The following is a 16,485-nucleotide window of genomic DNA, read 5'->3' on the forward strand; positions in this document are numbered from 1 at the left end:
TGTTCCGGCCTTGGTCAGGGTTCGATGACGAGGCGCTCGACGAGGCCGTCGCGGAGGGTGAACCCGTAGTGGAGGTCGACCGTGCCGCCGGGGAAGTCGCCTTCGAGGTGGTGCGTGGCGACGTAGTGGGTCGCGTCGGCCTGCTGGGCGCCCGTGAGGCGGATGGTGTAGGTGAATTCGGAAGCGGCTCGCCCCAGCCACCGCTCGATCGCCGTGATGCCCTCGTAGGTGTTTCCGTCGTCGATCACCACGGCGTCATGGGTGAACGCGGTGACGGCGGAGGCGGTGTCGTGGGCCCGGTGTGCGTTCAGGTAGCGGGTGATCGCCGGGGGCAGGGTGGTCGGGGCGATGTCCTGGAGCTGATTGTCGCGCATGACGGTCCTTACGGTGGTGGCGAGTTCAGGTGGTTGAGGTGTGACTGCTAAAGTAGAAGCTAGTGACTTCGACTTTAGCAGTAACTGAGGGGATGGTCGCCGTGGCGAGCCGGATCAGGCTGGAGGACCGGGAGTGCCCGCTGTCCACGACGGTGCAGCACGTCGGCGAGTGGTGGACGCTGCTGATCCTCCACGACGCCTTCGACGGCTACGGCCGCTTCGACCAGTTCCAGGAGAACCTGGGCATCTCCTCCAGCATGCTCACCACCCGTCTGAAGACCCTCGTCGAGGACGGACTGCTGGAGCGCAGGCCCTATCAGACCAACCCCGTCCGCCACGAGTACGTACTCACCGACCTCGGGCACTCCCTCCGGCCGGTGATCGTCGCACTGGCCGCGTGGGGCAACTCCCGCCTCGCACCGGAGGAGCGCAGCATGATCCTCGTCGACGCGCAGAGCGGCCAGGAGGTCGAGCCCGTCGTCGTCGACGCCAGGACCGGCCGCCGGCTCGACGACAGCGGGACGTACGTCTTCACGGCCGGGCCCGCGGCCGGCGACGCCATGCGTGACCGCTATGCGGTGCGAGGCCCTCGCACCGGCGGCACCAACTAGGTACCATCGCAGCATGCCATCGCTGAATGTGTCCTTCACCGAAGAGGAACTCGAAGGAGTGCGCGCGGCCGCCGCGGCCGAGGGAAAGAGCCTCAAGCAGTATCTGCACGACCTCGGCGTGCGCGAGATGCAGCGCGGTCGGTTCGTCGCCGGCGCGTCCGTGTGGGCCGAGCGGCTGCGCGGCGAGTTCGACGACGCCTTCCCCGACGAGGTGCCGCCTTCCGAGCGCGACGGGGCCGCGGCCGCCTGATGTACCTGTACATCGACGTCTCCTGGCTGCTCGACGTCCAGGAGGCCGCCCTCGGCCGCGAGGACATGTCGGTCTCCGACTACTCCGCGCTCGTGGCCGCCGTATCCCGTCACAAGACCAAGCTGCCGACGCTCGCCGCGGCCGACCCGGACGCCGCCTGGCGGGCGGCCGCGCTCATGCACACCATCGTGCGCCTGGAACCGCTGCCGCACCGCAACAGCCTCTACGCCGCGTTCGTCGCCGCCCAGTACATGGGCCAGTCCGGCGAAGGCATCGACCCGCCCTACGGCGCCCTCTCCGACCTCGTCCGCAAGATCCGGGACACGCGGGTCGGGGTCCTCGCCGTCGCCGACCAGCTGAGGTCCTGGAAGGTCTGACCTGCGGCGACCTGGTACGGCTCCGTGAACGTGGGGCCGTAGCCCTGCGTAGGCTGTCTCCGTGTCCTCCGCCCGTCTGCGCCGCGTCGCCGTCCTCGTCCTCGAAGGCGCCAAGCCGCTCGATGTCGGAATCCCCGCGCAGGTGTTCACGACGCGGGCGAGCATGCCGTACGAGGTGCGGTTGTGCGGTGCGGCGCCCGGACTGGTGACCGGGGGCGACGGGCTGTCGTACCACGTCGCCGACGGTCTCGACGCGCTGACCTGGGCCGACATCGTGTTCCTGCCCGGCTATCGGTTCCCGGACCGGGACGACCCGCCGCAGGGTGTCCTGGACGCGCTGATCGCCGCGCACGACCGGGGCGCGCGGCTCGCCGCGATCTCGACCGGTGCCTTCGCGCTCGCCGCCACGGGGCTGCTCGACGGCAGGCGCGCCACGACGCACTGGCACTACACGCGGGCGCTCGCGACGAAGTACCCGCTCGTCCAGGTCGACGAGAACGTCCTGTTCGTCGACGAGGGCAGCGTGCTGACCTCCGCGGGCGCGGCGTCGGGGATCGACCTGTGCCTGCACATCCTGCGCGGCGACCTCGGGGTGGCCGCGTCCAACCACGCGGCCCGGCGCCTGGTCGCGGCCCCCTACCGCAGCGGCGGTCAGGCGCAGTACGTGCCGCGCAGCGTGCCCGAGCCGCTCGGTGAACGGTTCGCCGCGACCCGCGAGTGGGCGCTGCACCGGCTCGGCGAGCCCCTCACCCTGGAGACGCTGGCCCGGCAGGCGGCGGTCTCACCGCGCACCTTCTCGCGCCGCTTCGTCGACGAGACCGGCTACACGCCGATGCAGTGGGTCATGCGCGCCCGCATCGACATGGCCCGCGAACTGCTCGAACGGTCCGAGCGCAGCGTCGAGCAGATCGCCGCCGACGTCGGTCTCGGCACCGGTGCGAATCTCCGGCTGCACTTCCACCGTCTTCTCGGTACGACACCGAGCGAATACCGGCGGACCTTCGCGCAGGGGGAGTAGCCCCCGGCCCGTCCCGGGGTGTGGCGAAATCCTTTTGAACCATGGCGATCGCGCCACTGTCCGCGACGGCAGCCGCGCGCGAGCCTGGTGGGGAACCGAAGGGACTTACCTCATGACTCGCATTGCCATCAATGGATTCGGCCGCATCGGACGCAATGTGCTGCGCGCCCTGCTCGAACGCGACAGCGACCTCGAGATCGTCGCTGTCAACGACCTTACGGAGCCCGCCACTTTGGCGCGGCTGCTCGCCTTCGACACGACGTCCGGCCGGCTCGGCCGCCCCGTGACCGTCGACGGGGACACCCTCGTCGTAGACGGCCGGCGCATCAAGGTGCTCGCCGAGCGTGAACCGGCGGACCTGCCCTGGACCGAGCTGGAGGTCGACCTCGTCCTTGAGGCCACGGGCCGTTTCACCTCCGCCAAGGCCGCCCGCGCCCACCTCGACGCGGGCGCGCGCAAGGTACTCGTCAGCGCGCCCTCGGACGGCGCCGACGTCACCCTCGCTTTCGGGGTCAACACCGACGCCTACGACCCGGCCACGCACACGATCGTCTCGAACGCCTCCTGCACGACCAACGCGCTGGCTCCGCTCGCCGCGGTCCTCGACGAACTCGCCGGTATCGAGCACGGGTTCATGACCACGGTGCACGCCTACACGCAGGAGCAGAACCTGCAGGACGGCCCGCATCGCGATGCCCGCCGTGCCCGGGCCGCCGCGGTCAACATCGTGCCGACCACGACGGGCGCCGCCAAGGCGATCGGGCATGTACTGCCGAACCTGGAGGGCAAGTTGTCGGGGGACTCGATCCGCGTGCCCGTGCCGGTGGGCTCGATCGTCGAACTCAACACCACCGTCTCCCGGGACGTGACCCGCGAGGACGTGCTGGCCGCGTACCGCACGGCGGCCGAAGGCCCCCTCGCAGGCGTCCTGGAGTACTCGGACGACGCGCTCGTCTCCTCCGACATCGTCGGCAACCCGGCCTCGTCGATCTTCGACTCCGCCCTCACCCGCGTCGACGGCCGCCATGTGAAGGTCGTCGCCTGGTACGACAACGAGTGGGGCTTCTCCAACCGTGTGATCGACACGCTGGAACTCCTCGCCGCGGGCTGATCGACTGTCCGACCCGGGGCGGTGGCGCCGTCGGGGTCTGGCCCTGCACCCGCAGTCCGTCCCGGATCCGTTGCGTGCCTCCGCACCCCGCCGAGCCCGTCAACTCGGGCTCGGCATCGGTGACTTGCCCAGCGGAGCTTCTTGTCCTGTTGAGGTGAGCGCGGTCGTTCTAGACGTCGCGCTGGTACCAAGTGCCTTGCTTGCCGCCGATGTCGGACGGGTGGGCGGGGCCGACCGGGGTGAAGCCGGCCTTGGTCAGCACCTTTTGGGATGCGATGTTCTCGTGGGAGGTGGCCGCTCTGATCGTGTGGAGGGCGTGCTGTGCGGCGGCCAACCGGCACAGTTCCTTGACGGTTGCCGTCGCCACGCCCCGACCGGTGACGTGTTGCGCCACCCGGTAGCCGAGTGTCGCCGTGTGTTCCTCGGTGATGTCGATGTCGACCAGGTTGAATCGGCCGAGGATCGAGCCGTCCTCGGCGACGAGCACGTAGAAGGCGCAGACACCGGCCTTCTGCTCGGCGAGCAACGCGTCGAAGCCGGCAGCGAACTCGGCGAAGTAGGCGTCGCCGCGGTCGGAGATCAAGGTGGCGAAGTAGGCGCGGTTCGTCGTCTCGAAGGCCAGGACCGCCGGGGCGTGGTCGGCGCGGAGCAGTTGCAGTTCGGGCATTTTCGGGGCCTGTTCGGGGAGTTGGTCACATTCTGACGAGGAAGCAGGTGCCGTCCGGATCCCGTGACTCCGGCACGCCGAGGTAGGCGAGGTCCTGGACGAAGCGTTGCCGGGAGACGGGGGCGTCGCCGGCCGAGTAGAGATAGCTCGCGTACATGCGCTCGGTCGGTTCCCGGCCCGACCAGGTCAGCTCCTCGGTCAACCAGCGCACCACACCGGGATCGACCGGGCGGACCTCGCCGGAGTCGAAGGTGTGATCACACTGCGGGCACACGACGTCGCTTGGCATGCGGGCCATTGAAGCCCGCCGGCCCCTTGAGCCACATCCGCCTGAGGTCGTAAGGGATGCCCGGAACGGATCTACGGGAAGTTGCCTAGCGGTGGTTTGTCAGGCCGGGACGTAGAGGTTCAGGGGTCTGCCGTTGCCGACGCTGTTGATCAGTTCCTGAAATGCTGTGGGCGGGGGCTCCGTCGTCCAGGCCCGCCAGTGGCGTTGCAGCGTGGCCCAGGGCATCAGCCGGCCACGGACGGCGCGGATGGCCTGGGGCCAACAGGCCGGTCGGGGCTGCTGGGACCCGGGTTCTCCCCCTCTCCGCCGAGCCTGACGGCGCGTCAGGCTCGGGTGGTGGGCCGACCGGAGCGGGCGGTGGTGGGTCGGGGGTGAACCAGGTGTTCCAGCAGAAGCTGAACGCACAGTTCACGAGGGTCTGGTGGCGGCGAATCGCGGTGTCGGAGCGGACCTGGAAGTCGGCCCAGCCGAGTTCGTCCTTGACCTGCTTGTAGCTCTGCTCGACCCAGTGCCGCAGCCCGTAGAGCCGTACCACTTCGGTGAGATCGGCGGCCGGGTGGCGGCTGTGTGCCTCGCGGGGTGATCCGGGCCGGGGCAGGTTGGTGGCCAGGTAGCAGGTTGACATCTCGGGCAGGGTGGCCGGGTCGGTGGTGGCCACCACGAGCCGGATCACGCCGTTGGGTCCCCACCAGCCCAGCTGGGCGTCGGCGGCCCACCAGGTCGCGGTGTCTCCGTCGCGGAAGCTGCGGGTCACCGGCTGCCAGTCGCCGGGCTGTTCGGGGCCGTACCAGGCCAGTTCACGAGCGGCATCGACGGGCCGGAAGGCGTCCTTGTACTGCCAAGTGCCGTGGCCGCGTTTGAGGGCCATCACGAACGGAAGGCGGGCGTCGGACAGTTCAGCGCGGAAGGTGTTGTGGTCGCCGTAGGCGCAGTCGGCGACCACCGCGCGGAACACCACGCCCGCTGTCTTCGCCGCACGGGTCAGAGTGGCCCCGATCTGCAGCTTGGTGCGGAAGGCCAGGTCCTTCTTCCCGCCGGGGAAGTGGTGGGCGGGGGTGCAGGGGCATGGCACGCAGTGAGCAGTAGAGGCGTTCGTCGGCCCAGCAGGTGGTCACCGTGACCACCCCACGGTCGATCTTCCCGACCGAGCCCAGGTACTGCTTGCCCACGTGGGCGGTCGCGCTGCCGTCCTCGCGGTCCCCGGAATCGTCGATGACCAGCACCCCGCCGTCATGCGGTGCGGTCGCCGGGTCGGCCAGCAACAACTTCAGGCGGCGGGCATTGACCTGCTCGCCGTCCCAGGTCGACTCGGACAGGAAGAACCGCAGGCGCTGCACCGCCGCATGCTGGGCACCCACCACGGGCTCCGTGCCGGCCAGGCAGGTCAGCGTCTTGTTGCGGTCCCGCGGCAGTAACAGACCGGCCAGGTACTCACGAAACCCACGACGCTGTGCCAACGTCCCGAAAAGATCGTCGAAGCCGGCGGCATACGCCTCCAGCGGACCCGGAGCGGGCGGACACGGCAGCCACTTCGTCATCTCAGGCTCCCTAGACCGTAGTTGACGCCTTCACTTCGCGGCCTGCTCCCGCACGAACCCGCCGTCAACAAACCACCGCTAGTGCCGCATCAAGCAACGTTCGCCCTGTTGTGACGCGCCGTTCGGATGGCGCTCCGGGCAGCGCGTTGTGCTTCATGCTTTACGGGTGGCTGAGCGCTTGCGGGTCCGCGAGATCGATGACGACGAAGGGCAGCGGCTGCTGCGGATCGTCCGCCGAGGCACTGGATCCATGGTGACCTGGCGCCGAGCCCAGATGGTGCTCTTATCGGCCCAGGACATAGACGTGACCAAGACTGCCGAGGTGACGTTTACCAGCCCGGACCGGGTCCGGGACGTGATCCACAACTTCAACGCCGACGGCTTCACTTCGCTCTACCCCAAGTACCAGGGCGGTCGGCCGAAGACGTTCACCCTGCCCGAACGCCGTGAGATCAAGAAGATCGCCAAGTCCAGGCCGGTCGAGCACGGCCTACCCATCTCGACCTGGAGCCTGGTCAAACTGGCCGACTTCCTGGTTGCCGAGGGAGTGGTCGACGACATCAGCCACGAGAGCCTGCGCATCCTGCTAAGTGAGGAAGGTGTCTCCTTTCAACGCCTGAAGACCTGGAAGACCTCCCGCGACCCTGACTACGCGGTCAAAAAGGCCCGCGTCGAGCACCTCTACGCCATCGCCGACGGCGAGGTCGTACCCGAGGAGGGCGAGCCAGAAGTCGTCTTCTACATGGACGAGTTTCGGCCCCCTCAATCTCCAGCCCCGCCCCGGTCGCCAGTGGACCGGACGCGGCGGCCAGCACAAGGACCCCGACCGCTAACCGCGCCCGCGCCGCCGCGCGACCTACACCCGCCCGCACGGCGTCCGCTACCTGTTCGCCGCCTACGACCTGGGTAAAGACCAGCTCTACGGCCACATCAAGAAGACCAAGAACCACTCCAAGTTCCTGGAGTTCTGCCGCTACCTGCGCTCCCTCCACCCCGTCGGCAAGCGCATCGCGATCATCAGCGACAACTACTCCCCTCACCTGATCACCAAACGCTGCCGCCGCGTCGCCGACTGCGCCGAGGCCAACAACGTCGAGATCGCCTATACACCGACCAACAGCTCATGGCTCAACCGCATCGAGGCCCAGTTCACCGCCCTGCGCTACTTCGCCCTCGATGGCACTGGCCACCCCACCCACAAGGCCCAAGGCAGCATGATCCGCCGCTACATCATCTGGCGGAACAAGTACGCCGCCGACAAGCGCCTCAAAGCCCTCGTGAGGAGAGCCAACGCAGCCTGACCTGCAACAGCAGCGGCAACAGGCGACGTCACCACAGGTGAAGGAAGTCCCGGACATCGTCATAGCCGTCGAGGGCCCGACCGTCCACGTCTGACGGGTCCGCCTCGGCCCGCGCCGCCAGCGACTCTGCCAGGGCACGGGCCTCATCGCCGAGATGCCCAAAGCGTCGAGCGGTATGGCCCAGGCACAGCCCAGCCAGCCCGAGCAGCGGACTACCCGACACAGCCCGCGTCCCGACCTGCACGCACCAGTGCTCAACGAACCCCGCGTCGTCGTCGTTCAACGCGGTGCCGACCAGGACTCCCGCCGCCTCGCCCTCTGCCGAGCGGTCACGCAGGGCCAACTCCAACCTCTCGACCACCACCCCGTGAGGCAGCGCGGGAGGGTTCTCGAAACTCAGATGAGAATGCACCCCGCGAGACTACGCGGACCGTATCCAACGGCTACCTGCCGCGGACCCGTGCGGCAAGACGGGGCAAACGTTGCTTGATGCGGCACTGAAGCTTGTCCCGTAAACGATCTCCGCACCTTCCGCGACCAGTATCCCGGCCTGCTGGTACGGATGTACGGCAGACTCCGGGCAACGGACACGGGCGAGGAGATGGGGAGGGCGCATGGAACACATCAGTGAGTCGTTGAGGGGCTGCGGTCCGGCGGTGCTGGATGCGCTTGGCGTTGCTGGGTGGACAGCAGGTCGCAAGATCGCCACTGGGGACTGGACGCAGCAACTGACAGCCTCTGGGTTCGAGCTCAATGACGCGGCGATCGGGGTCTGGGCTGAGTTCGGCGAGCTGACGATCAAGAGCTGTCCCGCTCGCGTCCCTGCCTCGTCACTGCATATAGAACCCGTTGACGCCTGCGTCGACACTGCCGCGGAAGCCTCCAGGCTGAGGCGCCGATACGCAGAGAACTACAGCCCTCTGGGTATGTGGTCGGTCCAGTTCAGGTCGTATATCGCGGCCAGCGGGCGTGTCGTCGCCGTCGGGCCGAACGTCCTCTGGCCCTTGGGGGCGACCTTCGCGGAGGCGTTGGCCTACGTGGTAGACGGCGATGCCGGCGTCAATCGTGCAGAACAAGCAGACTGGCTCGCCAACTGCCTCACCGGCAGATGAGACGATCTTGCGGTGGCTGGTGTGATCACGGCGGCGGAGCCGTCTTGGATGGCCCCGTTCACCGGCCTGATCCCTCGTCAGTCTGGCAAATTAATCACAGCGTTGCGACGCGAGGGCGCCGACCCGGTCCGCAAGGGCCGGCCCTGGAGCCTGCCGCTGGAGGACGGGGTGTTGCTGGTCGCTCCGCAAAGCCGCCGTGCTGATCGTGGACGGCACCCTGGTCCCCACTCGCGACCACAGCATCGCCGAACAGTCGAAGAACTACCGGTACTCCACCAACCACCAGGTCGTCGTCGACGCCGCCCCCGGCTGATCGTCGCCGTCGGCCGGCCATTGCCCGGCAACCGCAACGACTGCAAGGCATGGGAACTGTCCGGCGCGAAAGCCGCCGTCGGCAAGACCACGGTCATCGCGGACGGCGTCTACCGCGGCACTGGCCTGGTCATCCCGCACCGCCGCGAACCCGGCCAGGCCAAACTCCCTGACTGGAAAGAGGAACACAACTCCCACCGCAAGGTCCGCGCCCGCGTCGGACACACCTTCGCCCGGATGAAGACCTGGAAGATCCTTCGTGACTGCCGCCTCAAGGGCGACGGCGTCCATTACGCCATGCTCGACATCGCCCGGCTGCACAACCTCGCCCTCACCGGATAACGGCAAACGGCCGGGTCATCCAGCACGCCAAGATCATTTACGGGACAAGCTCTAGTGCTGGGTTCCTCAAACGGTGTACACATATCGGCGCCGTAGTCGGCGGGTTGGCGGTGCGGGTCTGCCCCAGACCCAGGGTTTGGCACGGGAGTTGAGCTGGCTGGTCGCAAGGGTGGTGGCGTATTCGATGTCGTCGCGGTTGGCGAATGAGCGGCCGGCGAGGGCGGCTTTGCGGAAGATGCGCCACCAGCCTTCCTGCAGGTTGAGCCAGCACGCGCCGACGGGAATGAAGGCGTGGTGGATGCGGGGATGGTCCTCGAGCCAGGTCCGGGTGGACAGGCTGTTGTGACTGGACAGGTTGTCGGTGACGATCCAGACCTCGCCGGTCGGGTTGGCGTCTTCGATCTGTTGCAGGAACTGCTGGTAGAAGACGCTGTTGCGGGAGGAAGCGGCCATGGTGATCTGCTGGCCGTCGCGGACGCGTAAGGCCCCGTAGACCCAGGTTTTCTCGGGTCCGCGGCTGTAGTCGAGTTCCGCTTTGATCCGGTGTCCGTCGGGTGACCAGGCGGGTGCGGGCGGGAAGGTCCGCGGGATCACTGGCCCCAGCTCGTCGGCGCAGATCACCGTCGCGTCGTCGGGCGGGTGGGTGTAGAGGCCGATGATCCGTGTCCTTTTGGGACGAAGTCCGGGTCCTTTGAACGCGTCCAGGACCGGGTACGGCGCCAGCGCACGCCCTCGGCGAGCAGGATGCGGCGGACCTGCGAGCGGCCCACCTCGATCCCTTCGGCCCGTGCCGCCGCGGCCAGGGAATCCAGGGTCCACTCGGGTGGCCCGGACTCGTCAAAGGCCCACAGCTCCCCGACCGGCTCCCACCTCAGCCGCCCCGGCGGGACGGTCTTGACCAGGGCGATGATCTTGGAGCGTTCCTCCTCGGTGATCCGCCGCTTGCGGCCCTGCCCGCCCAGATCATCCAGCCCCCGCAGGCCCGAGCGGTTGAAGCGGTGCAGCCAGCACCGGACCGTTTTGGGGCTGCAGTCCAGTGCCCCGGCGATCGCCGGCACCCGTAGCCCCGACCAGCTCAGCTCGATCATCCGGGCCCGCATCACGGCATCGCGCGGAGCCTTCCGCGCCCGCGATAACCGGCGAACGACGGCCCGTTCGTCCTCGTCAAGCCCCGGTCGTGCCCGTAAAACCATCGTCCAGCACCCGCCCCCGAGCACCGTCAACTACCCCGCCACCAGGACTTATACCCAGCCAAAGAGGAACCCAGCACTAGTGCTGGGTTCCTCAAACGGTGTACACATATCGGCGCCGTAGTCGGCGGGTTGGCGGTGCGGGTCTGCCCCAGACCCAGGGTTTGGCACGGGAGTTGAGCTGGCTGGTCGCAAGGGTGGTGGCGTATTCGATGTCGTCGCGGTTGGCGAATGAGCGGCCGGCGAGGGCGGCTTTGCGGAAGATGCGCCACCAGCCTTCCTGCAGGTTGAGCCAGCACGCGCCGACGGGAATGAAGGCGTGGTGGATGCGGGGATGGTCCTCGAGCCAGGTCCGGGTGGACAGGCTGTTGTGACTGGACAGGTTGTCGGTGACGATCCAGACCTCGCCGGTCGGGTTGGCGTCTTCGATCTGTTGCAGGAACTGCTGGTAGAAGACGCTGTTGCGGGAGGAAGCGGCCATGGTGATCTGCTGGCCGTCGCGGACGCGTAAGGCCCCGTAGACCCAGGTTTTCTCGGGTCCGCGGCTGTAGTCGAGTTCCGCTTTGATCCGGTGTCCGTCGGGTGACCAGGCGGGTGCGGGCGGGAAGGTCCGCGGGATCACTGGCCCCAGCTCGTCGGCGCAGATCACCGTCGCGTCGTCGGGCGGGTGGGTGTAGAGGCCGATGATCCGTGTCCTTTTGGGACGAAGTCCGGGTCCTTTGAACGCGTCCAGGACCGGGTACGGCGCCAGCGCACGCCCTCGGCGAGCAGGATGCGGCGGACCTGCGAGCGGCCCACCTCGATCCCTTCGGCCCGTGCCGCCGCGGCCAGGGAATCCAGGGTCCACTCGGGTGGCCCGGACTCGTCAAAGGCCCACAGCTCCCCGACCGGCTCCCACCTCAGCCGCCCCGGCGGGACGGTCTTGACCAGGGCGATGATCTTGGAGCGTTCCTCCTCGGTGATCCGCCGCTTGCGGCCCTGCCCGCCCAGATCATCCAGCCCCCGCAGGCCCGAGCGGTTGAAGCGGTGCAGCCAGCACCGGACCGTTTTGGGGCTGCAGTCCAGTGCCCCGGCGATCGCCGGCACCCGTAGCCCCGACCAGCTCAGCTCGATCATCCGGGCCCGCATCACGGCATCGCGCGGAGCCTTCCGCGCCCGCGATAACCGGCGAACGACGGCCCGTTCGTCCTCGTCAAGCCCCGGTCGTGCCCGTAAAACCATCGTCCAGCACCCGCCCCCGAGCACCGTCAACTACCCCGCCACCAGGACTTATACCCAGCCAAAGAGGAACCCAGCACTAGTAGGACTCCGTTAGGTCTTTCTTGATCTTGTTGTCGTGCGGGTTCTGGTGGGGAGGGGTTGCTGGCAGCTGGTGCAGATCCCGGTCCAGCACCTCAGGGTGTCTTGGAGAGCGTCGAGGATCTGGTAGAGGGTGAAGCTGCTTCCTGTGCTTTTGGGGCCAGGCGCCGTTCGGTGAGGAAGGCGTGGGCGGCCGTCACGAGGGTGACGTGGTGGTGCCAGCCCGGCCAGGAACGGCCCTCGAAGTGGCCCAGGCCCAGGCCGTGTTTGAGCTCCCGGTAGTCGTGATCGATGCGCCAGCGGACCTTGGCCAGGCGGACCAGATCGGTGATCGGGGCATCGGGCGGGAGGTTGGACAGCCAGTATTCGCTCGGAGCTTCGGCGCCGGCGGGCCATTCGGCCAGTAGCCAGCAGTCGGGCAGGACCCCGTCCCACCAGCCTTGCTCGGCCGAGGCCGCTGCTTTGACCGGTTGTTCGACGGCTTTTCCGGCCGGACGCACACGCACGGCTGCGAAGCGGGAACGTAACTCCCCTTTCGAGCCCTGGCGCCATGTGAGCGGGGTGAACGCTTCCGGTCCAAGGCTTGTGGCAAGGACTGCCACGGACGGTGCCTTCTGGCGGTAGCGAGGCTGCGGCCAGCAGCCGTCATCTCCTTTGCGGTCCGGGGCCATGGGTTGTGCGTCGAAGGGGTGGGCGCTCACGTCCGACCGGATGGACAGGACATAGGTGAGTCCTCGTTTCGACAGGGCGGCCCGCAGGTGTGCATTGGTGCCGTAGGCGGCGTCGGCCACCACCGCTGGCGGTGTCATCCCCCAATCCGCGAGCTTGTCGAGCATGTCGAGTGCCAGGCGCCATTTCTCCCGGTGTGTGACCTCGGCCGGAATCAGGGTCCTGGTGCGGCGGTGGCTGTCCGCGGCCCACTCCTGGGGCAGGAACAGTCTCCACTGCAGGGGGCAGGAGGCAGTGTCACTGGCAGCGTGGACACTGACCGCGACCTGGCAGTTCGCGCGTTTGCCCAGGGCTGCGCAGTACTGCGGAGCCACACCGACCGACATCCGGCCGTCCTTGGGCATCGACACATCGTCGATCACCCAGGCCACCGGGTCGACCAGGGGCAGCAGCCGTTCGTTGACCCGCAGCTGCACAGGCTCCGGATCCCAGGTCGACTGGTTCACGAACTGCTGCAGGTTTTGTTCGTTGCCGTCCGGCAGTCGCGCAGCCATCGCCTGGATCGACTTGCGGCGGCCGTCCAGCATGAGTCCGCGCAGATAGCAGTCGCCCTTGGCCCGCTGATCCTTCCGCGGAACCGAAGCGAACACATCGGCCACAAACAACGCCAACGTCGCCCGAACACGCCTCACTTCATGTAAGTCCACCAACCCAACATGCTCTTGATCAGCGCCAACAGGAAGACCTAACGGAGTCCTACTAGTGCTGGGTTCCTCAAACGGTGTACACATATCGGCGCCGTAGTCGGCGGGTTGGCGGTGCGGGTCTGCCCCAGACCCAGGGTTTGGCACGGGAGTTGAGCTGGCTGGTCGCAAGGGTGGTGGCGTATTCGATGTCGTCGCGGTTGGCGAATGAGCGGCCGGCGAGGGCGGCTTTGCGGAAGATGCGCCACCAGCCTTCCTGCAGGTTGAGCCAGCACGCGCCGACGGGAATGAAGGCGTGGTGGATGCGGGGATGGTCCTCGAGCCAGGTCCGGGTGGACAGGCTGTTGTGACTGGACAGGTTGTCGGTGACGATCCAGACCTCGCCGGTCGGGTTGGCGTCTTCGATCTGTTGCAGGAACTGCTGGTAGAAGACGCTGTTGCGGGAGGAAGCGGCCATGGTGATCTGCTGGCCGTCGCGGACGCGTAAGGCCCCGTAGACCCAGGTTTTCTCGGGTCCGCGGCTGTAGTCGAGTTCCGCTTTGATCCGGTGTCCGTCGGGTGACCAGGCGGGTGCGGGCGGGAAGGTCCGCGGGATCACTGGCCCCAGCTCGTCGGCGCAGATCACCGTCGCGTCGTCGGGCGGGTGGGTGTAGAGGCCGATGATCCGTGTCCTTTTGGGACGAAGTCCGGGTCCTTTGAACGCGTCCAGGACCGGGTACGGCGCCAGCGCACGCCCTCGGCGAGCAGGATGCGGCGGACCTGCGAGCGGCCCACCTCGATCCCTTCGGCCCGTGCCGCCGCGGCCAGGGAATCCAGGGTCCACTCGGGTGGCCCGGACTCGTCAAAGGCCCACAGCTCCCCGACCGGCTCCCACCTCAGCCGCCCCGGCGGGACGGTCTTGACCAGGGCGATGATCTTGGAGCGTTCCTCCTCGGTGATCCGCCGCTTGCGGCCCTGCCCGCCCAGATCATCCAGCCCCCGCAGGCCCGAGCGGTTGAAGCGGTGCAGCCAGCACCGGACCGTTTTGGGGCTGCAGTCCAGTGCCCCGGCGATCGCCGGCACCCGTAGCCCCGACCAGCTCAGCTCGATCATCCGGGCCCGCATCACGGCATCGCGCGGAGCCTTCCGCGCCCGCGATAACCGGCGAACGACGGCCCGTTCGTCCTCGTCAAGCCCCGGTCGTGCCCGTAAAACCATCGTCCAGCACCCGCCCCCGAGCACCGTCAACTACCCCGCCACCAGGACTTATACCCAGCCAAAGAGGAACCCAGCACTAGCCAACGCCTCCGAGGGCGAGCCGTTCACCCGGCGCCGTACCCGGGTGAACGGAGACCTGCGTCATCGAGACGCGCTAACTGAGTCACCCGCAGCCCGGTGAACGTCTCCACCTGTACCCGCTCGGCCCCCAACACCCCAGCCACACAAGGGAGATGGCCAGATCATGGCCTTGTGCAACACCCTTTAGTTGATGATTTCGGCGCGGTCGTCCAGACGGGTTGCGGCCAGCCGGTCCCGCCACATCTGGAGAGCTTCGGGTGTCTGTCGCGTCCAGTCGGTGACCTCGCCAACGATCCGGAGCGGCTCCCCGCTGCGATAAGAGCGGGTGGGATTGCCGGGGAACTTCTTGTCGGTGACGTTTGGGTCGTTCTCGAACTCCCCGGTGGGTTCGACGGCATACACTCGCGGGGCCCCGTCGCCGGCGGCGAGTTCGGCGGCGAGTCCCGCGCCGTCGCGCAACGCAGTGAAGTAGATGTGGTTCATGACGATTTCGGGCCGGTAGTTGGAACGGAAGCCGGCGGTGAGGTGGTCTCCGACCTGCAGCTCGGCCTTCGTGCCATGGAAGAACGGTCCCTCGTCCAATACCTCGTCCATCGCCGCAGACTATCAAGCCAAGCTGTCGTTGCGGCGAGCTGTCCAGCGCAACTCTGACGCCGTGATCACGCCGGCCACAGCAAAGTCATCCAGCGCTGACCAGTAGCTATGGAACAACTTTTAGTTCATCGAGCGGTTTAGTTCCTCAATGGTTTTCCAACGGCCCACCTGCCGGACTCAGTTCAGTCGTCGCAGCGGCAGAATCACAGCGGAGGGGTGAGCCGGGGAGTGGAGTACCTCCTGGTCGGCGGCGCGGAGCGTGGTGGCCGTCGCTCGTGGTTCACCGGCGCCGAGGTTGCGGTTGTAGCGGGGGAAGGCGCCGCTGGAGACCTGGACGCGGATGCGGTGGCCGCGCTTGAAATGGTAGGCGGTCGGCCAGAGTTGGACCTTCGCGCACGTCGTCCTGTCGGCGTCGGTGAGGCTGATCAGGCCGTCGCAGACGTTCGTGGAGCGGCCCGTCTCGTCTACGTCACACAGGCGGACGAACACGTCGGCGTACGGCAGGCTGGAGCGGAAGAAGATCTCGGCGCTCACCTCGCCGACGACCTCGACGTCCGTGTCCAGAGCGGGAGTTGTGTAGGTGAGGACGTCGGAGCGGGCCTCCAGGTCGGTGTTGTCGACGCGGCCCGACTTGACGCCGACGGCCATGCGGACGCCGCCGACGGCAGGCGTGGGGTCGGCCGGGTCGTAGTGGTAGGTGTCCGGGGCCGACTCCTCCGGTGGGTCGGCGGCCAGGGCGCCGGCGGGGTGGAGGTGGAGGCGCTGCGGGGCGTAGCCCGGCGGAGGCCAGGACGGGAAGTCGCGCCAGGCGTCCTCGCCCATGACGAACAGGCGCACCGGGGCGCGGTCGGACGGCTTCTCGCCGCGCGCGTGGGCGAGACCGAAGTCGAGGGCCTCGGCGACCGCCGTCACGCCGACGCCCATGGAGATGTGCGCCCACGGCCCGACGGTGAGCCGGGCCTCCCGTCCCGCCCCCTGGAGCGCCTGGTAGTCGCGGAGTTGGCCGGGCAGGAAGATGTCGTACCAGCCGGCGACCGTGCTGACCGGCACGGTGAGGTCCGCGACCCGGGAGCTGTGGTCGAGCACGGACCAGAACGGTGAGTCGGCGTCGTGGTCGAGGGTGTTCTGGAAGTAGTCGGAGCGGCGTCCGATGGCGGCGGTGTCGGCCTCGTTCAGCGGCAACGTGTACCACGCGCGCCGCTCCTTCCGGAGCCGCAGCGCCTGATGGAGCAGCGCTCCCCGGCGTTCCTGGCCCGCGACTTGGAGGCCCCAGCCGAAGGTCGCCTCCAGGGAGAACGACTCCTTGCGGAGGAACTCCAGCGTGAAGGCGGATTCGGAGACCGAGGGGATCAACGCCTTGACCTGCGGCGGCAGTTGGCCCGACACCGACCACTGGGCGAAACCCGGATAGCTGCCGCCCGTAGAGCACGACCGCCTCGCCGCACCAGG

At 68.0% G+C, this 16,485-nt stretch carries 19 protein-coding genes and 4 pseudogenes; 8 read left to right on the plus strand and 15 right to left on the minus strand.

What is annotated here, in order from left to right; translation table 11 throughout:
• Positions 1-14 precede the first annotated feature (14 nt).
• Positions 15-374 carry a nuclear transport factor 2 family protein gene (locus OG714_RS50525; RefSeq protein ID WP_406131247.1) on the minus strand — a complete coding sequence of 120 codons (360 nt, stop codon included), beginning with the start codon at positions 372-374 and terminating at the stop codon, positions 15-17.
• Between the two features lie 92 nt (positions 375-466).
• Here OG714_RS50525 and OG714_RS50530 point away from each other — a divergent pair, with 92 nt between their 5' ends.
• The 5 genes from OG714_RS50530 to gap all read left to right on the plus strand — a co-directional run bounded on the left by OG714_RS50530 (position 467) and on the right by gap (position 3,741).
• Positions 467-985 carry a winged helix-turn-helix transcriptional regulator gene (locus OG714_RS50530; RefSeq protein WP_406132214.1) on the plus strand — a complete coding sequence of 173 codons (519 nt, stop codon included), beginning with the start codon at positions 467-469 and terminating at the stop codon, positions 983-985.
• 13 nt (positions 986-998) lie between these two features.
• Positions 999-1,235 carry a hypothetical protein gene (locus OG714_RS50535; protein ID WP_328685830.1) on the plus strand — a complete coding sequence of 79 codons (237 nt, stop codon included), beginning with the start codon at positions 999-1,001 and terminating at the stop codon, positions 1,233-1,235.
• The gene (locus tag OG714_RS50540; protein ID WP_406131248.1) at positions 1,235-1,612 is read left to right on the plus strand and encodes a toxin Doc; all 378 of its coding nucleotides are present in this window, start codon (positions 1,235-1,237) and stop codon (positions 1,610-1,612) included. Before OG714_RS50535 ends, OG714_RS50540 begins: the two co-directional genes overlap by 1 nt.
• 61 nt (positions 1,613-1,673) lie before the next feature.
• Positions 1,674-2,630, plus strand: a complete 957-nt coding sequence (locus OG714_RS50545) for a GlxA family transcriptional regulator (protein ID WP_406131249.1) — start codon at positions 1,674-1,676, stop codon at positions 2,628-2,630.
• A gap of 112 nt (positions 2,631-2,742) precedes the next feature.
• Complete coding sequence (gene gap, locus OG714_RS50550) at positions 2,743-3,741, plus strand: type I glyceraldehyde-3-phosphate dehydrogenase (RefSeq protein ID WP_406131250.1); 999 nt, start codon at positions 2,743-2,745, stop codon at positions 3,739-3,741.
• A gap of 169 nt (positions 3,742-3,910) precedes the next feature.
• Here the strand turns inward: gap and OG714_RS50555 are convergent, their stop codons facing one another.
• The 3 genes and pseudogenes from OG714_RS50555 to OG714_RS50565 form a co-directional block, all read right to left on the minus strand.
• Positions 3,911-4,408 (minus strand): GNAT family N-acetyltransferase, encoded by a 498-nt coding sequence (locus OG714_RS50555; protein WP_406131251.1) that lies wholly within the window; start codon positions 4,406-4,408, stop codon positions 3,911-3,913.
• A gap of 25 nt (positions 4,409-4,433) precedes the next feature.
• Positions 4,434-4,697 carry a hypothetical protein gene (locus tag OG714_RS50560; RefSeq protein ID WP_406131252.1) on the minus strand — a complete coding sequence of 88 codons (264 nt, stop codon included), beginning with the start codon at positions 4,695-4,697 and terminating at the stop codon, positions 4,434-4,436.
• Positions 4,698-4,782: 85 nt separating this feature from the next.
• A pseudogene (locus OG714_RS50565) lies at positions 4,783-6,235 on the minus strand (transposase).
• A gap of 166 nt (positions 6,236-6,401) precedes the next feature.
• Between OG714_RS50565 and OG714_RS50570 the strand changes: the two are divergent.
• A pseudogene (locus OG714_RS50570) lies at positions 6,402-7,536 on the plus strand (IS630 family transposase).
• Positions 7,537-7,564: 28 nt separating this feature from the next.
• Here the strand turns inward: OG714_RS50570 and OG714_RS50575 are convergent.
• Positions 7,565-7,948, minus strand: a complete 384-nt coding sequence (locus tag OG714_RS50575) for a hypothetical protein (RefSeq protein ID WP_406131253.1) — start codon at positions 7,946-7,948, stop codon at positions 7,565-7,567.
• A gap of 202 nt (positions 7,949-8,150) precedes the next feature.
• Here OG714_RS50575 and OG714_RS50580 point away from each other — a divergent pair, with 202 nt between their 5' ends.
• Both OG714_RS50580 and OG714_RS50585 read left to right on the plus strand, forming a co-directional pair.
• Entirely contained in the window at positions 8,151-8,648 is a 498-nt protein-coding gene (locus OG714_RS50580; protein WP_406131254.1) for an SUKH-3 domain-containing protein, read from the plus strand.
• A gap of 12 nt (positions 8,649-8,660) precedes the next feature.
• Positions 8,661-9,302: pseudogene (locus OG714_RS50585) on the plus strand (transposase).
• Positions 9,303-9,368: 66 nt separating this feature from the next.
• On the opposite strand, the gene OG714_RS50590 reads toward OG714_RS50585, so the two are convergent.
• The 10 genes and pseudogenes from OG714_RS50590 to OG714_RS50635 all read right to left on the minus strand — a co-directional run bounded on the left by OG714_RS50590 (position 9,369) and on the right by OG714_RS50635 (position 16,422).
• The gene (locus OG714_RS50590) at positions 9,369-9,923 is read right to left on the minus strand and encodes a transposase (RefSeq protein ID WP_406117647.1); all 555 of its coding nucleotides are present in this window, start codon (positions 9,921-9,923) and stop codon (positions 9,369-9,371) included.
• Positions 9,920-10,402, minus strand: a complete 483-nt coding sequence (locus tag OG714_RS50595) for a transposase (protein WP_406117645.1) — start codon at positions 10,400-10,402, stop codon at positions 9,920-9,922. Before OG714_RS50595 ends, OG714_RS50590 begins: the two co-directional genes overlap by 4 nt.
• 184 nt (positions 10,403-10,586) lie before the next feature.
• Positions 10,587-11,141: a transposase gene (locus OG714_RS50600; RefSeq protein WP_406117647.1), complete on the minus strand. Its 555-nt coding sequence runs from the start codon at positions 11,139-11,141 to the stop codon at positions 10,587-10,589.
• The gene (locus OG714_RS50605) at positions 11,138-11,620 is read right to left on the minus strand and encodes a transposase (protein ID WP_406117645.1); all 483 of its coding nucleotides are present in this window, start codon (positions 11,618-11,620) and stop codon (positions 11,138-11,140) included. Before OG714_RS50605 ends, OG714_RS50600 begins: the two co-directional genes overlap by 4 nt.
• A gap of 266 nt (positions 11,621-11,886) precedes the next feature.
• Complete coding sequence (locus tag OG714_RS50610) at positions 11,887-13,167, minus strand: IS701 family transposase (RefSeq protein WP_406132215.1); 1,281 nt, start codon at positions 13,165-13,167, stop codon at positions 11,887-11,889.
• Positions 13,168-13,234: 67 nt separating this feature from the next.
• Positions 13,235-13,789 carry a transposase gene (locus OG714_RS50615; RefSeq protein ID WP_406117647.1) on the minus strand — a complete coding sequence of 185 codons (555 nt, stop codon included), beginning with the start codon at positions 13,787-13,789 and terminating at the stop codon, positions 13,235-13,237.
• On the minus strand, positions 13,786-14,268 hold the full coding sequence (locus OG714_RS50620) for a transposase (RefSeq protein WP_406117645.1): 483 nt from the start codon (positions 14,266-14,268) through the stop codon (positions 13,786-13,788). Before OG714_RS50620 ends, OG714_RS50615 begins: the two co-directional genes overlap by 4 nt.
• 239 nt (positions 14,269-14,507) lie before the next feature.
• Positions 14,508-14,585 (minus strand): annotated as a pseudogene (locus tag OG714_RS50625) (IS5/IS1182 family transposase); the annotation flags it as partial.
• A 40-nt stretch (positions 14,586-14,625) separates the two neighbouring features.
• Positions 14,626-15,036: an NAD(+)--rifampin ADP-ribosyltransferase gene (gene arr, locus OG714_RS50630; RefSeq protein WP_406131255.1), complete on the minus strand. Its 411-nt coding sequence runs from the start codon at positions 15,034-15,036 to the stop codon at positions 14,626-14,628.
• Positions 15,037-15,213: 177 nt separating this feature from the next.
• On the minus strand, positions 15,214-16,422 hold the full coding sequence (locus OG714_RS50635; protein ID WP_406131256.1) for a CocE/NonD family hydrolase: 1,209 nt from the start codon (positions 16,420-16,422) through the stop codon (positions 15,214-15,216).
• Positions 16,423-16,485 lie beyond the last annotated feature (63 nt).

Origin of the sequence: Streptomyces sp. NBC_00989 (assembly GCF_045162655.1) — a bacterium.
In the GTDB taxonomy this organism is placed as follows: Bacteria; Actinomycetota; Actinomycetes; order Streptomycetales; family Streptomycetaceae; genus Streptomyces.

Bases quoted from the DNA above. Each gene is read 5' to 3' on its own strand.
- OG714_RS50525 (WP_406131247.1), bottom strand. From the start codon at position 374: ATGCGCGACAATCAGCTCCAGGACATCGCCCCGACCACCCTGCCCCCG.
- OG714_RS50595 (WP_406117645.1), bottom strand. From the start codon at position 10,402: ATGCGGGCCCGGATGATCGAGCTGAGCTGGTCGGGGCTACGGGTGCCG.
- OG714_RS50560 (WP_406131252.1), bottom strand. From the start codon at position 4,697: ATGCCAAGCGACGTCGTGTGCCCGCAGTGTGATCACACCTTCGACTCC.
- OG714_RS50580 (WP_406131254.1), top strand. From the start codon at position 8,151: ATGGAACACATCAGTGAGTCGTTGAGGGGCTGCGGTCCGGCGGTGCTG.
- arr (WP_406131255.1), bottom strand. From the start codon at position 15,036: ATGGACGAGGTATTGGACGAGGGACCGTTCTTCCATGGCACGAAGGCC.
- OG714_RS50605 (WP_406117645.1), bottom strand. From the start codon at position 11,620: ATGCGGGCCCGGATGATCGAGCTGAGCTGGTCGGGGCTACGGGTGCCG.
- gap (WP_406131250.1), top strand. From the start codon at position 2,743: ATGACTCGCATTGCCATCAATGGATTCGGCCGCATCGGACGCAATGTG.
- OG714_RS50530 (WP_406132214.1), top strand. From the start codon at position 467: ATGGTCGCCGTGGCGAGCCGGATCAGGCTGGAGGACCGGGAGTGCCCG.
- OG714_RS50535 (WP_328685830.1), top strand. From the start codon at position 999: ATGCCATCGCTGAATGTGTCCTTCACCGAAGAGGAACTCGAAGGAGTG.
- OG714_RS50555 (WP_406131251.1), bottom strand. From the start codon at position 4,408: ATGCCCGAACTGCAACTGCTCCGCGCCGACCACGCCCCGGCGGTCCTG.
- OG714_RS50620 (WP_406117645.1), bottom strand. From the start codon at position 14,268: ATGCGGGCCCGGATGATCGAGCTGAGCTGGTCGGGGCTACGGGTGCCG.
- OG714_RS50540 (WP_406131248.1), top strand. From the start codon at position 1,235: ATGTACCTGTACATCGACGTCTCCTGGCTGCTCGACGTCCAGGAGGCC.